This is a genomic window from Nocardioides sp. LS1 (assembly GCF_003865225.1).
Taxonomy (GTDB): domain Bacteria; phylum Actinomycetota; class Actinomycetes; order Propionibacteriales; family Nocardioidaceae; genus Nocardioides; species Nocardioides ginsengisegetis.
The window spans coordinates 360,485-374,154 of the sequence record NZ_BIFF01000001.1 but is presented as its reverse complement, the minus strand read 5'-3'; the positions used below and the strand labels follow the sequence as shown (position 1 = coordinate 374,154).

The 13,670-nt window shown below is 72.1% G+C and carries 13 protein-coding genes; 5 read left to right on the top strand and 8 right to left on the bottom strand.

The genetic code is table 11. From position 1 onward, the window contains the following. Nucleotides 1-54: 54 nt before the first annotated feature. Together meaB and EJF31_RS01810 are read right to left on the bottom strand one after the other, a co-directional pair. Nucleotides 55-1,020, bottom strand: a complete 966-nt coding sequence (gene meaB / locus EJF31_RS01815) for a methylmalonyl Co-A mutase-associated GTPase MeaB (RefSeq protein WP_125035391.1) — start codon at nt 1,018-1,020, stop codon at nt 55-57. Next, nucleotides 1,004-2,194 (bottom strand): acetyl-CoA C-acetyltransferase, encoded by a 1,191-nt coding sequence (locus EJF31_RS01810; protein WP_125035390.1) that lies wholly within the window; start codon nt 2,192-2,194, stop codon nt 1,004-1,006. Before EJF31_RS01810 ends, meaB begins: the two co-directional genes overlap by 17 nt. A 169-nt stretch (nt 2,195-2,363) precedes the next feature. On the opposite strand from EJF31_RS01810, the gene mce reads away from it, so the two are divergent. The 4 genes from mce to EJF31_RS01790 all read left to right on the top strand — a co-directional run bounded on the left by mce (nt 2,364) and on the right by EJF31_RS01790 (nt 6,865). Beyond that, nucleotides 2,364-2,816, top strand: a complete 453-nt coding sequence (gene mce / locus EJF31_RS01805) for a methylmalonyl-CoA epimerase (RefSeq protein WP_125035389.1) — start codon at nt 2,364-2,366, stop codon at nt 2,814-2,816. Nucleotides 2,817-2,888: 72 nt separating this feature from the next. Continuing rightward, nucleotides 2,889-4,229 (top strand): crotonyl-CoA carboxylase/reductase, encoded by a 1,341-nt coding sequence (ccrA, locus tag EJF31_RS01800; RefSeq protein ID WP_125035388.1) that lies wholly within the window; start codon nt 2,889-2,891, stop codon nt 4,227-4,229. A gap of 126 nt (nt 4,230-4,355) precedes the next feature. After that, on the top strand, nt 4,356-5,636 hold the full coding sequence (locus tag EJF31_RS01795; protein WP_125035387.1) for a DivIVA domain-containing protein: 1,281 nt from the start codon (nt 4,356-4,358) through the stop codon (nt 5,634-5,636). After that, complete coding sequence (locus tag EJF31_RS01790) at nt 5,633-6,865, top strand: AI-2E family transporter (RefSeq protein ID WP_260430575.1); 1,233 nt, start codon at nt 5,633-5,635, stop codon at nt 6,863-6,865. Before EJF31_RS01795 ends, EJF31_RS01790 begins: the two co-directional genes overlap by 4 nt. A 7-nt stretch (nt 6,866-6,872) precedes the next feature. On the opposite strand, the gene EJF31_RS01785 is transcribed toward EJF31_RS01790, so the two are convergent. Beyond that, entirely contained in the window at nt 6,873-7,853 is a 981-nt protein-coding gene (locus tag EJF31_RS01785) for a hypothetical protein (protein ID WP_221767418.1), read from the bottom strand. An 8-nt stretch (nt 7,854-7,861) separates the two neighbouring features. Beyond that, nucleotides 7,862-8,827 (bottom strand): EamA family transporter, encoded by a 966-nt coding sequence (locus EJF31_RS01780; protein WP_125035385.1) that lies wholly within the window; start codon nt 8,825-8,827, stop codon nt 7,862-7,864. Nucleotides 8,828-9,102: 275 nt separating this feature from the next. On the opposite strand from EJF31_RS01780, the gene EJF31_RS01775 reads away from it, so the two are divergent. Next, on the top strand, nt 9,103-10,404 hold the full coding sequence (locus EJF31_RS01775) for an HNH endonuclease signature motif containing protein (RefSeq protein WP_125035384.1): 1,302 nt from the start codon (nt 9,103-9,105) through the stop codon (nt 10,402-10,404). On the opposite strand, the gene EJF31_RS01770 is transcribed toward EJF31_RS01775, so the two are convergent. From EJF31_RS01770 to EJF31_RS01755, 4 genes are read right to left on the bottom strand one after another with little or no spacing between them, the layout of a single operon-like run. After that, a complete protein-coding gene (locus EJF31_RS01770; RefSeq protein ID WP_125035383.1) occupies nt 10,397-11,239 on the bottom strand; it encodes an alpha/beta fold hydrolase in 843 nt (280 codons plus the stop codon). The genes EJF31_RS01775 and EJF31_RS01770 overlap by 8 nt on opposite strands. Beyond that, nucleotides 11,236-12,027 (bottom strand): alpha/beta fold hydrolase, encoded by a 792-nt coding sequence (locus tag EJF31_RS01765; protein ID WP_125035382.1) that lies wholly within the window; start codon nt 12,025-12,027, stop codon nt 11,236-11,238. The genes EJF31_RS01770 and EJF31_RS01765 overlap by 4 nt, the downstream gene beginning before the upstream one ends. 29 nt (nt 12,028-12,056) lie before the next feature. Next, nucleotides 12,057-12,821 (bottom strand): endo alpha-1,4 polygalactosaminidase, encoded by a 765-nt coding sequence (locus tag EJF31_RS01760; protein WP_125035381.1) that lies wholly within the window; start codon nt 12,819-12,821, stop codon nt 12,057-12,059. Nucleotides 12,822-12,846: 25 nt separating this feature from the next. Beyond that, on the bottom strand, nt 12,847-13,620 hold the full coding sequence (locus EJF31_RS01755; protein WP_125035380.1) for a hypothetical protein: 774 nt from the start codon (nt 13,618-13,620) through the stop codon (nt 12,847-12,849). Nucleotides 13,621-13,670 lie beyond the last annotated feature (50 nt).

Genomic DNA, 13,670 nt, shown 5'->3' with positions numbered 1-13,670 from the left:
ACCGTGTCGAGGGGGGTTGAACGGGCAGGAACAGGCGCGTGGACGCGCGGGTGATCAGTCGGTGAACGCGGCAAGCAGTTCGTCGGCCGCCCCGTAGGGATCGGCGTCGCCCGCGACCACGGCCGCGGCGAGCGTGTCCAGCTCCGACCGTCCGTGCACGTCCCCCCACTTCTCCCGGAGCGCGGTCACGGCGATCGCCTCGATCTCGCCGCGCGCGCGGCGGGTGCGGCGTCGCTCGAGCTCGCCGCTGGAGGCGAGCCAGGCGTGGTGCTCGGCGAGCTTGTCGACGACCTCGTCGACACCCTCGCCGGTCTGGGCCACGGTCTTGATGATCGGCGGCTTCCAGGCGCCGTCACGACCGGTGGCGAGCGCGAGCATCGAGCGCAGGTCCCGGCGGACCTGGTCGGCGCCGTCGCGGTCGGCCTTGTTGACGACGTAGAGGTCGCCGATCTCGAGGATGCCGGCCTTGGCGGCCTGGATGCCGTCGCCCATGCCGGGCGCCAGCAGCACCATCGTGGTGTCGGCCAGGCCCGCGATCTCGACCTCGCTCTGCCCGACGCCGACGGTTTCCACGAGGATCACGTCGCAGCCGGCGGCGTCGAGGACGCGCAGCGCCTGAGGGGTGCTCCACGCCAGGCCCCCGAGGTGTCCGCGGGAGGCCATGGAGCGGATGTAGACGCCGGAGTCCAGGGCGTGGTCCTGCATCCGGACCCGGTCGCCGAGCAGGGCCCCGCCGGAGAACGGCGAGGACGGGTCGACGGCGAGCACGCCGACGCGCTTGCCGGCCTTGCGCAGCTGGGTGACCAGCGCGTTGGTCGACGTGGACTTGCCGACGCCCGGGGAGCCGGTGATGCCGACGACCTGGGCGTTGCCGGTGTGCGGGGCCAGCGCGGCCATCACCTCGCGCAGCAGCGGCGAGGCGTCCTCGACCAGGGAGATCAGGCGGGCGACCGCCCGGGCCTCGCCGGCGCGGGCGCGCTCGACGAGGTCCCGGACGTCATGCTCAGCTCTTCGGGACACGCACGATCAGGGCGTCGCCCTGGCCGCCGCCGCCGCACAGGGCCGCGGCACCGATGCCGCCGCCGCGGCGCTGCAGCTCGAGCGCGAGGTGCAGCACGACGCGGGTGCCGGACATGCCGACGGGGTGGCCCAGCGCGATCGCGCCGCCGTTGACGTTGACCTTGTCCTCGGTGACGCCCAGCTCGCGGGCCGACTCGATGCCGACGGCGGCGAAGGCCTCGTTGAGCTCGAAGAGGTCGAGGTCGGAGACGGCGACACCCTCCTTCTCCGCGGCCTTCTTGATCGCGTTGGCCGGCTGCATCTGCAGCGAGGAGTCGGGGCCGGCGACCTGGCCGTGCGCACCGATCTCGGCCAGCCAGGTCAGGCCCAGCTCCTCGGCCTTGGCCTTGCTCATCACGACCACCGCGGCGGCGCCGTCGGAGATCTGCGAGGCGGAGCCGGCGGTGATGGTGCCGTCCTTGGAGAAGGCCGGGCGGAGCTTGCCGAGCGACTCGGCGGTGGTGTCGCCGCGGACGCCCTCGTCGGTGCTGATGACGATCGGGTCGCCCTTGCGCTGCGGGATCTCGACCGGGACGACCTCGTCGTCGAAGACGCCGTTCTTCCACGCCTCGGCCGCACGCTGGTGCGAGCGGGCGGAGAACTCGTCCTGCTCCTCGCGGGTGAGCTTGGTGCCGGCCGCGTTGTACTCCTCGGTCAGCCCGCCCATGGCCTGCTGCGTGAGCTGGTCGTAAAGGGCGTCGTAGGCCATCGAGTCGACGAGGGTGGTGTCGCCGTACTTGAAGCCCTCGCGGGACTTCGGCAGCAGGTGGGGGGCGTTGGTCATCGACTCCATGCCACCGGCCACGACGATCTCGGCCTCGCCGGCGCGGATCATCTGGTCGGCCATCGCGATGGCGTTCAGGCCCGAGAGGCAGACCTTGTTGATGGTGATGGACGGGACGCTCATCGGCAGGCCCGCGGCCACACCGGCGGTGCGGGCGGGGTTCTGGCCCGCGCCGGCCAGGATGACCTGGCCCATGATCAGGTAGTCGACCTGGTCGGCGGCCACGCCGGCCTTCTCGAGCGCACCCTTGATGGCCACGCCACCGAGGTCGGCCGCGGACAGGGTCTTCAGGCCGCCGAGCAGCCGTCCGATGGGGGTGCGTGCCCCGGCGACGATCACGTTTCCGGACATGTTGGTGCCTCCACAAAGCTGGTTCGAAGCTCGAACTGGGTCGATTTGATCCGCTCTCGTGACGATACCCACCGGTCCATTCCACCGGCAGGGGTGTCCGTCGCGACCCGATGAGGAACATCTCACAAGGCGATGCGGGTGCAACGTGGGTCGTACGACGATGTGCCGCATGAGCGAGTCCCTGAGCATTCCCGAACACCTGTTCACCGCGATCGACCACGTCGGGATCGCGGTCCGCGACCTCGACGAGGCCATCGAGTTCTACGAGAAGACCTTCGGCATGCGCCTGGCCCACCAGGAGACCAACGAGGAGCAGGGCGTCCGCGAGGCGATGATCGCCGTGGGCGACTCCGGCTCGTGCATCCAGCTGCTCGCGCCCCTCAACGAGGAGTCCACGATCGCCAAGTTCCTGGACCGCTCCGGCCCGGGTGTGCAGCAGATGGCCTACCGCGTCACCGACGTCGAGGCGGTCAGCGCGATCCTGCGCGAGCGCGGTGTCCGCCTCCTGTACGACGCTCCCCGACGCGGCACGTCGGACTCGAGGATCAACTTCGTGCACCCCAAGGACGCCGGCGGGGTGCTGGTCGAGCTCGTCGAGCCGGCCGCGTCGCCTGCGCATTAGGTCACACGCGGTTCCCCCACGGGTTACCGATCAGTAATCTTCGGCCCAACGCCCCCGACCCCAGGAGCAGAAGTGCAGAACATCCTCGACGCGATCGCCTCCGACGACGCCACGTCGGCCGACTTCGCGAACCTCGAGATCCCCGACCACTACCGCGCCGCCTTCGTCTCCAAGGACGAGGTGGACATGTTCGAGGGCCAGACCACCAAGGAGAAGGACCCGCGCAAGTCGCTGCACGTCGACGACGTCGCGCTGCCCGAGCTCGGCCCCGGTGAGGCCTTCGTCGCGGTGATGGCCTCGGCGATCAACTACAACACCGTGTGGACCTCGATCTTCGAGCCGGTCTCGACCTTCGGCTTCCTCGAGCGCTACGGCCGCGAGTCCGACCTGGGTGCCCGGCACAACCTGCCCTACCACGTGGTCGGCTCCGACCTGTCCGGCGTCGTGCTCAAGACCGGCCCCGGCGTCACCAAGTGGAAGCCCGGCGACCGGGTCGTCGCGCACTGCCTCTCGGTCGAGCTCGAGGCCCCCGACGGCCACAACGACACGATGCTCGACCCCTCGCAGCGGATCTGGGGCTTCGAGACCAACTTCGGCGGCCTCGCCGACGTCGCGATGGTCAAGGCCAACCAGCTGATGCCCAAGCCGGAGCACCTCACCTGGGAGGAGGCCGCCTCGCCGGGCCTGGTCAACTGCACCGCCTACCGCCAGCTGGTCTCCACCAACGCCGGCAACATGAAGCAGGGCGACAACGTCCTGATCTGGGGCGCCTCGGGCGGCCTGGGCGGCTTCGCGACGCAGTACGCCCTCAACGGTGGCGCCAACCCGGTCTGCGTGGTCTCCAACGAGGAGAAGGCAGCGATCGCCCGCTCCATGGGAGCCGAGATGATCATCAACCGCTCCGAGGAGGACTACAAGTTCTGGAACGAGGACGGCACCCAGCAGGACCCCCGCGAGTGGAAGCGCTTCGGCGCCCGGATCCGCGAGCTCACCGGCGGTGAGGACATCGACATCGTCTTCGAGCACCCCGGCCGCGAGACCTTCGGCGCCTCGGTGTTCGTCACCCGCAAGGGCGGCACCATCACCACCTGCGCCTCGACCTCGGGCTACATGCACGAGTACGACAACCGCTACCTGTGGATGAACCTCAAGCGGATCATCTCCAGCCACTTCGCCAACTACCGCGAGTCGTGGGAGGCCAACCGCCTCATCGCCAAGGGCAAGATCCACCCCACCTTGTCGAAGACCTACACGCTCGAGGAGGTCGGCCAGGCCACCCTCGACGTCCACAAGAACGCCCACCAGGGCAAGGTCGGCGTGCTCTGCCTGGCTCCCGAGGAGGGACTCGGCGTCCGGGATGCGGAGATGCGCGCCCGGCACGAGACCGCGATCAACCGCTTCCGCGGGGTCTGAGACAACCCTCACCCCGCCCACCACCCCGGTTCACGGATTCGTCCGCGAGCCGGGGTGGGTTGTTTGCGGGCGATCGGGGAGACTGGCCCCGACGTCCACCAACATCCGGGAAGAGGTAGCGCTGCCATGAGCGACCAGGGTCTGTCCATCTTCGACAACGAGCCGGAGGCTCCCGCGTCCGACGATGGCGGGACGGCCGACAGCGACGCCACGCAGGTCATCCCCACCGTGTCCAGGAACTCCGACGCCGACAACGAGCGCACCCAGCAGGTGCCGGTGGTCCAGTCCGCCCCCGCCCAGCGGATGGCGTCGCCCAAGCCGGTCATCCCGCCCGCGCGTCCGGCCGCCTCGGCCACCGCGGCCGCCTCGGCACCGCGACCCACCACGACCAGCGCCCCCACCGCCCCGGCGACCAGCCAGGCCGGCTTCCCCGTCGTACGCCGCGGTGGCTACGACCGTGACGCCGTCGACGCGCACCTGCGCAGCATCGCCACCGAGAGGTCCGGCCTGGGCGACCGCCTGGGCGAGGCCGAGAAGCGCGTCGCCGCGCTCGAGGCCGAGCTCGAGCAGGCGCGCACCGAGCTCGCCGAGAACGCCAGCCCCTCCTACGCCGGTCTCGGCGGCCGCGCCAGCGCGATGCTGCGCCTGGCCGAGGAGGAGGCCGACGAGGTCCGCACCAACGCCCAGCGTGACGCCGCGGAGATCCGCGAGCAGGCCTCCCGCGACGCCAAGGCCATCAGGGCCGACGCGCTCCGCGAGGCCGACGACATGAAGGTCGTCCAGCTCAAGGAGCTCGACGAGAGCCGCTCGCGCCTCGTGGCCGACGCCGAGCAGGAGCTCGCCCTGGCCAAGGCCGAGGCCGCCGACACGCTCGCCTCCGCCAAGCGCCAGGCCGACCAGATCCGGCTGGCCGCCCAGCAGGAGACCAACGAGCTGCGCACGTCGGCCAAGCGCGAGTCCGAGCAGGCCCGGGCCGCCGCCGACCGCGAGGTCCAGGAGGCCCGCCGCGCGCTGGCCGTGGAGAAGGAGCGCCTCGCCCGCGAGGCCACCGACCACCACACCAGCGCCACCGCCGAAACCAAGCGCCTCGTCGAGGAGGCCGAGCAGCGCGCCGACGCCGCCGAGGAGCGCGCCCGCGAGGCCACGGCCAGCGCCGCCAAGGTCCGCCAGCAGTCGCAGACCGAGTCCGAGTCGCTGCTGACCCGGGCCCGCCGCGAGGCCGAGCAGATCGTCGCCTCCGCCCGCACCCAGGCCGACTCGATCACGTCGTCGGGCGACGCCGAGGCCGAGCGCCACCTGGCCGCCATCAGGGCCGAGGTCGACCGGATGACCAAGCGCCGCGACGCGATCGCCGCCCAGCTCGCCTCCCTCCGTGACGTCGTGGCGGGCTTCGGGGACGACGAGTGACAGACCGCCCCGACCCGGCCGCCGCCGACAAGGCGGTCGGGGAGGCCGAGGAAGCGGCCCAGCACGCCGAGCAGTCGGCCGATCGGGCCGAGGATGCCGCCGACCGTGCGGAGTCCGCCGCCGAGGAGGTCATCGAGGTCCTCGACGTCGAGGACTTCCTCCTGGAGGAGGAGATCGAGGACGTCGAGCCCGGCGACCCGCTCCCCCGGCACTCGCCGTTCTACATCGGCTTCTTCGGTGCCCTCGGGGCGATCCTGGCCATCTGGCTCGGCCACCAGATCCTCGCGGTCGGCAACACCCTCATCCTCGTGGTGGTCGCCTTCTTCCTGGCGGTGGGGCTGAACCCCGTCGTGGAGTTCTTCATGCGCCGGGGGCTCAAGCGAGCCTGGTCGGTGGCCGCCGTGACGGCGCTGGTGATCGTGGCGCTGGCGCTGTTCCTCGTCGCCATCGTGCCGGTCATCAGCGACCAGGTGAGCCAGCTGGTGGCGAACGCCCCGGACTGGCTCGACCGGCTCGAGCACAACCACCAGGTCCAGAAGCTCGACAACCAGTACGACGTGATCAGCAAGTTCAAGGACTACCTGGCTCACGGCAAGTTCGCCTCGACGGCGTTCGGTGGCGTGCTCGGCATCGGCATCGCCGTCCTGTCGGCCCTGGCCAACATCTTCATCATCACCGTCCTCACGCTCTACTTCCTGGCCTCCCTCCCGGCGACCAAGAGCGCGCTCTACCACCTCGCCCCGGCCTCGCGCCGGCCGCGGGTGAGCAGCCTCGGGGACCAGATCCTGAGCAACGTCGGCTCCTACGTGTCGGGGGCGTTCGTCGTCGCCGTCGCGGCCGGCGTGTCCACGCTGGTGTTCCTGTTCGCCATCGGACTCGGCCAGTACGCCGTGGCGCTGGCCTTCGTGGTCGCCCTGCTCGACGTGATCCCGATGATCGGCGCCACCATCGGCGCCGTGATCGTGACCGCGATCGCCTTCGCGACCGACCCCACGATGGGCCTGGCCTGCCTGGTCTTCTACGTGGTCTACCAGCAGCTCGAGAACTACGTGATCTACCCGCGGGTGATGTCGCGCTCGGTCGACATCCCGGGGGCCGTCATCGTGATCGCCGCGCTCATCGGCGCCGGACTGCTCGGCGTCGTGGGGGCGCTCCTCGCCATCCCCACGGCCGCCGCGATCCTGCTGCTCGTGCGTGAGGTCCTGATGCCCCGGCAGGACGCGCGCTAGTCGCAGCTCACCCCTGCACGCCGACGAACCACGGCGCGAGCCGTGGGTCGCCCAGGAACGGACCGGTCAGCACGACCGGGAGCCCGCCGGTGGCCCACGGCTCCGTCGTGGCCGGCGTGAGCGCGCGGTGGTCGCCCGGCGCCACCTCGATGCGCGGGCAGCCCGTGTCGACGACCCGGACCGATCCGTCGGCCCCGGTCAGCACGACGAACTCCTGCCCGGGCCGCTCGCACGGCGCCGCCTCCCCTGCTCTCCCCGCAGCGGCGTCGAAGGCCCGCTCGCCGGTGAACTCCGCGGCGTACACGAGGTCGAAGCGGTCGAGGCGCTCGGTCGTGCGGTAGGCGCAGACCGTGCCGGGCTGCTGGTGGTCCTCGCCGTCGACGGCCGGCATCGCGTCGAGCTCGCTGAAGCAGTTCTCGCTCCCCCGCGCCGAGTCCAGGATCCGCTCGCGCAGGGCGGCGTCCCGGGTCGCCACCGTCACCGTGCTGCCGTTGACCTCGCGGGTCTCGCGCACCCAGCCGCCACCCAGATCGACGCGTCCCGGCTCGAGCGGCACCCCGATCCAGACGTACGGCGCCCGCGGCGTCGCGTCCGCGATCCCGCCCTGGCACATGTCGGACTGACCCAGAGGCCGCCCGACGTAGGGCATGGTCGGGTCCGCCTCCTGCAGTCGCGTGCCGGTGCTGGTCACCAGGGCGCCGGGCTCGCCGCACCAGAAGAGGCCGTCGTCGGCGCCGCCGCCCGGGCCGGACTCCGGGGCGCTGCCCCAGCCCCAGTCGGCGGGGACCTCGACCTGCGCGTCGCGCCAGTACTCCGTGCGCACGCCTCCCGGCGAGGCACCTCCGTCGATCCCTCGGTCGTCGGGGCCTGTCAGCCAGCCGACGGTGACGCCGACCGCCGTGACGGCCAGGACGGCAAGGGCCGCGAGCAGCGGGGCGAGGTGGCGCCGGAGATCGACCATGGAGGACAGACGCGCGCGGCGGGCCATGCGTTCCCTCAGACCAGCGGCTCGACGGGCGGGGCGGGAGCCACCTCCCGCTCGCCGAGCTTCACCACGACCACGCCGGCCAGGACCAAGGCGCCGCCGACGAACTGGATCCCTCGCGGCAGCTCGTCCAGCAACAGCCAGGCGAAGACGAGCGCAAAGAGCACCTCCAGCAGCGCCGCGAACGACGCCAGCCGCGAGCCCAGGCGCCGCGATGCAGCGATGCCGGTGACGTAGGCCAGCGCCGCCGTCACCACGCCGAGGCCCAGCACCGGGACCCACCAGGCGACCTCGGTGCCGGCGTACGTCACCCGGGCCGCGGAGACGTGCATGGGCACGACACCGACCGCACCCGCCACGAGCAGCGCGGCCGCGCCGAGCACCAGTCCGGCGGCGGCCAGCACGATCGGCGGCAGCCCGTTGCCCTCGTGCGCGGAGAGCACGAAGTACGTCGCGGCGCCGACCATCGCCCCGAGCGCCCACAGGACGCCGAGGGCGCTGAGGTCCGCCCCGGAGACCAGGTCGAGCACCAGCACCAGGCCGACGGCGGCGACGGCGCCGCCCACGACGGTCAGCCGGCCAGGTCGCTGGCCGTGCCTGAGCCATAGCCAGCCGACCACCGCGACCGGCGCGGTGTACTCGATGAGCAGCGCCACGCCGACCTGCATGTGCTCGACTGCGTTGAAGTAGGCCAGCTGGCACCCCGCCACCGCGACCAGGCCGTAGGCCAGCACCAGGCCGGCGTTGGGACGCAGCAGCCCCCACCGGCCGCGCAGCGCCAGCGTCGCGGGCACCACGAGCACGGCGGCCGCCACGAGGATGCGCACGGCGACGGCTGCCCCCGGCGTCCATCCGGCGTCGAGCAGGCCCTTGGCCAGGGCGCCTGACAGCCCGAAGGACATCGCCGACAGCGCCGCGAACCCGAGGCCGGACGCGGACCTGCTCCCCGTCGCCGTCGCCTGCTGCGTCGTTGCCATGGCGGGAGCGTATGCCCGGGGTCGGATGCGCCCGCGCGCGTGGCCGACCGTCTCCCGGCGTCAAGGGTTCCCTTCGGCGGCTTCGCCGCCCTTGACCCCGGGACCCGGACGGTCGGCCGGCAGCGCGCTGTCGGCACGGCTTCGCCGCGCCGCCCGCCTGCGCGGGCGCACCACGCTGGCCTGGAACGAAAACTATTTCGAAAAGTGTCTCGCATGGTGGGATCACTGCAGGTCAGCGGCCCGGAACTGTCGGTGGTCGCTGCTGGAATGGACCCATGCTGGTGGAGACCATGAACGGTGGGATCGGGATCCAGGTCGACGACCTGGACGACGACTTCCTGCTCTACCTGGTCTCCGATGCGGAGGTCCAGGACCGCCAGGCCCAGCGCCGCAAGCTCCGGTACGCCGTGCAGTGGGCCCACCGCCATCCCGCCACCGGCGACACCGGTCCCGCGACCTGGACCGAGGCCGGCCGCGACGGCGGCGGGCTGGACTGCGACGAGGCCATCGCCGGCGACGGCGCACCCCTGGTCGCGGCCTTCGCCGCGGAGCCGTTCGCGGCCGCCCTGGGGATCTCCACCGCCGCCGGGATCGCGCTGATCGCCGACGGACTCAACCTCCACCACCGCCACCCCCGGATCTGGGCCAAGGTCGAAGCCTTGGACGTGCCTGCGTGGCGGGCCCGCCGGGTCGCACAGATGTGCGCCTCCCAGTCCGCCGCGGTCGCCGCGCACGTCGACGCCGCCCTCGCGGACAGGATGGGTGCCTGGGGTGTGAGGACCATCGAGAACGCCATCGCCACGGCCCTGGCCGACCTCGACCCCGAGACGGTCGCCGAGGCCGAGGACGAGGCGAAGGCCGCCTGGGGTGTCCGGCTCACCCACGGCTCACCCCGACGGCTCGGGGTCTGGGCCGGCACCTCGACGCTGGAGATCACCGGCGACACCGCCGACGTGACCGCGTTGCACGACCTGATCTGCGCCACCGCCCACCAACTCCTCACCGACGACGGCTCGCAGGACACCCTCGAGATCCGGAAAGCCCGGGCGGTCGGTGTCATCGCCGGACAGTCCGGCTCTGGTGGCGCGAAGCCGGTGACCCGGATGTCCCTCCACATCGACGCCGACGACCTCACCGACCCGACCGCGACCGGCTGGGCCGAACGCCTCGGCCCGGCCACCCTGACCAAGATCCGCGACTGGCTCGCCGGCACCCGCGCCACCATCCTCCCCGTCCTGGACATGCGCCGCACCGACGCGGTCGACCGGCACGACCCACCCGCCTGGATGGCCGAACAGGTCAGGCTCCGCGACACCCACTGCGTGTTCCCCTGGTGCCAACGCGACTCCCGGGGCTGCGACCTCGACCACATCGAGCCCTACGTGCCGTTGGACGACGGCGGGCCACCGGGTCAGACCAATCCAGAGAACCTGGGTCCGTTGTGTCGGCGGCATCATCGCTGCAAGACCAGCCGACGATGGCACTACGCCAGGAATCCCGACGGCACCTACACCTGGCACGGCCCCCACGGCCGGACATACCTCGTCACACCCACCGGCACGACCTCGCTCAGCTGAGCCCGGAGACGAACGTGCGCAGGTGTGCCCGGAACTCCTCCGGCCGCTCACGCCAGGGGTCGTGGCCGGCGCCGGGGATCACCACGAGCTCGGCGTCCGGGACGAGGTCGGCCACCTCGGCGGCGCTCCAGGTCGGGCGGGGATCGCCGTCGCCGTGGATGACCAGCGTGGGGCACCGGACCGCGCGGCAGCGGTCGCGCTGGAGGGACTCGGGCTCGCCGTCCACCTCGGCGTTGAGGGCACGGTTGGCCTCCCAGTTGATGGTCAGGTGCACCCGGGCGTCCTCGTGCGCCCAGGCGCTGGCGCGGTCGGGATCGGCGAAGTCCGGGAGCCAGGACAGCGCCCGCCACTCGACCTCCTCGGCCCAGGTGCGGTGCTCGAGCTGCCCGAGCAGGTCGCGGCGCATCCGCTGCCAGGCAGTGAGCCGTGCCGCGGAGGCGGCACGGTAGTCGGTCTTCCAGGAGCTGCCCGGACCGACCCCGCTGCAGTGCACGAGACCCGAGACGGAGTCGGGGAAGCGCGCGGCGTAGGCGAGGGCGACGGTGGCGCCGAAGGAGTGGCCGAGGACGATCCATCGCTCGTGGCCCCAGTGCGCACGCAGCGCCTCGAGGTCGTCCAGCAGGTCGGCCATCGAGGGCACCGGTCCCGAGGAGTGTCCGCAGCCACGCTGGTCGAAGCGGTGGGTGCCGACCAGGTCGTCGACGAGGCCGGCGACGGGCGCGAGGTAGTCCCACAGCCCCGGACCGCCGTGCACGAGCACCATCGCGGCGCCGGACGCGGCCGGCGGACCCGAGGAGGTCCACAGGTCGACACCCTCCGCGACGGTGACCGTCATCGGAGGAAGCGCTTCACTACCTCACCGAAGACCTCCGGCTGCTCGGAGTGGACCCAGTGCCCGGCGCCCTTGATCGTCACGCGACGGTTCCTCGGGAACCACCGGTCCATCGCGGCGGCGTAGTCGTCGGTCACGTAGTCCGACTTCTGCCCGGCGATCCACAGCACCGGCCCGTCGTACGTCGCTCCGGGCTCGAGCCGGTCCTCGGGCCAGCCGCCGAGCCGCTCGAGGTCCCGGCCGAGGAGGTCCAGGTTGGGCTGCCAGGACCAGCCGTCGTGGTGCCGGAGGTTCTGGAGCAGGAAGCTGCGCACGACCGGGTTCGGTACGGCGTCGGCCAGGGCCGCGTCCGCCTCGCTCCGGCGCTCGAGCGCGTCCAGGTCGAGGGCCTGCATCGCCGCGATGTAGCCGGCGAACTCGGAGGTGTGGTGGTAGGCCACGGGCGAGACGTCGACGACGCACAACCGCTCCACGAGCTCGGGGTGGCGCAGGGCGACGAGCATCGCGATCTTGCCGCCCATCGAGTGCCCGACGAGGGCCACCGGGTCGTCGGCGGAGAAGAGCTCGGCGACCCGGTCCGCGGCGGCGAGGTAGTCGAACTCCTCGCTCCACGCCGATTTCCCGTGGTCGGGCATGTCGACGAGCAGCACCCGGTGGTCGGCGGCGAGCTCCTTGCCGATCCGGGTCCAGTTCTTGCCCTGCCCGAACAACCCGTGGCAGAAGACGACCCGCCGGCCGGACTCGCCCAGCGAGGTCGTGTGCAGGCCGGACGCGCGGGCGGGGGCGGACATGCCCCGAGGCTATCGGGGACGCACGGGCCTCAGCACCACCGGCGCACGCCGGTCGGCGACAGGTCCAGGTCGCGCAGGACCACCGGGAGCCGACCGCCGTAGTGCCGACAGGTCCAGCGGAAGTCCTTGCGCCGGTACTCGATCGCCAGCACGCGCCGGCCGTAGTGCGCGACGTACGACGAGCACTCCCGCCAGCGGCCGCACTCCTCGGCGACGGCGAAGTCGTAGCCGACGCGGGTCCCGTCGAACCCGGCCAGGTTCTTCTGCCCCGCAGCCAGGCCGGCGGCGTGCGCCCTCTTCACCAGCAGCCGGGCGTAGGCGATCGCCTGGCGGCGCGTCAGCAACCCGTCGCTGCGCGTGAAGGAGTCGAGGTTGTCGAACTCCACGGCATCGAAGCCGTGGTGGGCACAGCCCGTGACCCACCGACCCATGATCGTCGCCAGCCGCTCGCGCCGCGAGGCGGTGCGCAGGTCGAGCAGCCACTCGCCCCAGGCCTCGTCGGCCACCGGCTTGCCGTCGCGCTTGAGCACCAGGGACCAGTGGTCGCGCCAGAAGGCCTTCTCCTCGGCCTGGGTCTGGAACCCGTTGACGTAGCAGACGTTGTAGCGGCCCCTCGCCGGCTTCGCCGAGCGGTCGCGTACGACGATCCCGACGTGCCGCGGCACCGCCCGGTTGCCGCCGAGCTGGTAGTCGACGTCGGTCCCGACCGGGAGGGGTGACACCGCCGCCGCAGCCGGGGACAGCACGCCCAGCGCCAGCCAGAGCACCGCGGACAACACCATGACTCGCCGCACGACTCCCCCTTCGACCGGTGACGGATCAGAAGTCGAACATGTCCCCGATGTCGCCGAACATGTCGCCGACGCCGTCCCCGATCGCCCCGATGCCGTCGCCGATCCCCTCGCCGATGGCCCCGAGACCGTCGCCGAGCCCGTCGAAGCCGCCGCCGAACAGCATGCCCATGAACATCATGTCCATGACGCCGAAGTGCCCGAAGTAGCCGCTCGCGTAGGGCTGGTAGGCCCGGCCGCCCTGCCAGTAGGGCACCCGCCGGGACCCGACCATGACCATGCGTGAGTCGGGCTCGGCACCGGCCCGGACGCGCTCGGCGTCGAGCGCGCAGGCGGGCACGTCGCGCACGGCACCGCCCGGCGGGGCGTAGGGGACGTCCTCGGTCGAGAGGCCGTGACGGGGATCGAAGAAGCACGGAGGCCGACGGATCGGCAGCGGGCGCCCGTCCACGCGGGCCCGCACGCACGCCATCGCGTAGCGGCCGTCCTCGAGGATCTCGGTCACGTGCTTGACGTCGTCGGGCCGCTGGATCGCGTCACCGGCCGACTTGGCCGCCTCGTAGGCGTCCAGCGCTCGCTGGTAGTCGGCATTCTCCCCCGGCCCGAGCTCGCGGCCCGCCAGGTCGAGGTCCAGCGACTGGAGCTCCACGCCGAGGGCCGTGATGTCCTCGAAGGCCAGCTTGCGGACCGGCTCGAGCTCGGCCTCCCGCTGCGCGGCCAGGCGCTTCTCGTTGTTCCGCCGGGCGGCCACGACCGCGAACCCGAGGCCCACCAGCAGGAGGAGTACGACGACGCCCATCATGCGTTCAGGATACGGATGCCCGGGTGAGCCGACCCGGGCAGACCTCCGCC

Excerpts from the sequence above, each read along its gene's own strand:
- EJF31_RS01755 (WP_125035380.1), bottom strand. The coding sequence starts at position 13,620 with ATGATGGGCGTCGTCGTACTCCTCCTGCTGGTGGGCCTCGGGTTCGCG.
- EJF31_RS01795 (WP_125035387.1), top strand. The coding sequence starts at position 4,356 with ATGAGCGACCAGGGTCTGTCCATCTTCGACAACGAGCCGGAGGCTCCC.
- mce (WP_125035389.1), top strand. The coding sequence starts at position 2,364 with ATGAGCGAGTCCCTGAGCATTCCCGAACACCTGTTCACCGCGATCGAC.
- EJF31_RS01780 (WP_125035385.1), bottom strand. The coding sequence starts at position 8,827 with ATGGCAACGACGCAGCAGGCGACGGCGACGGGGAGCAGGTCCGCGTCC.
- EJF31_RS01785 (WP_221767418.1), bottom strand. The coding sequence starts at position 7,853 with ATGGCCCGCCGCGCGCGTCTGTCCTCCATGGTCGATCTCCGGCGCCAC.
- EJF31_RS01770 (WP_125035383.1), bottom strand. The coding sequence starts at position 11,239 with ATGACGGTCACCGTCGCGGAGGGTGTCGACCTGTGGACCTCCTCGGGT.
- EJF31_RS01775 (WP_125035384.1), top strand. The coding sequence starts at position 9,103 with ATGCTGGTGGAGACCATGAACGGTGGGATCGGGATCCAGGTCGACGAC.
- EJF31_RS01810 (WP_125035390.1), bottom strand. The coding sequence starts at position 2,194 with ATGTCCGGAAACGTGATCGTCGCCGGGGCACGCACCCCCATCGGACGG.
- EJF31_RS01765 (WP_125035382.1), bottom strand. The coding sequence starts at position 12,027 with ATGTCCGCCCCCGCCCGCGCGTCCGGCCTGCACACGACCTCGCTGGGC.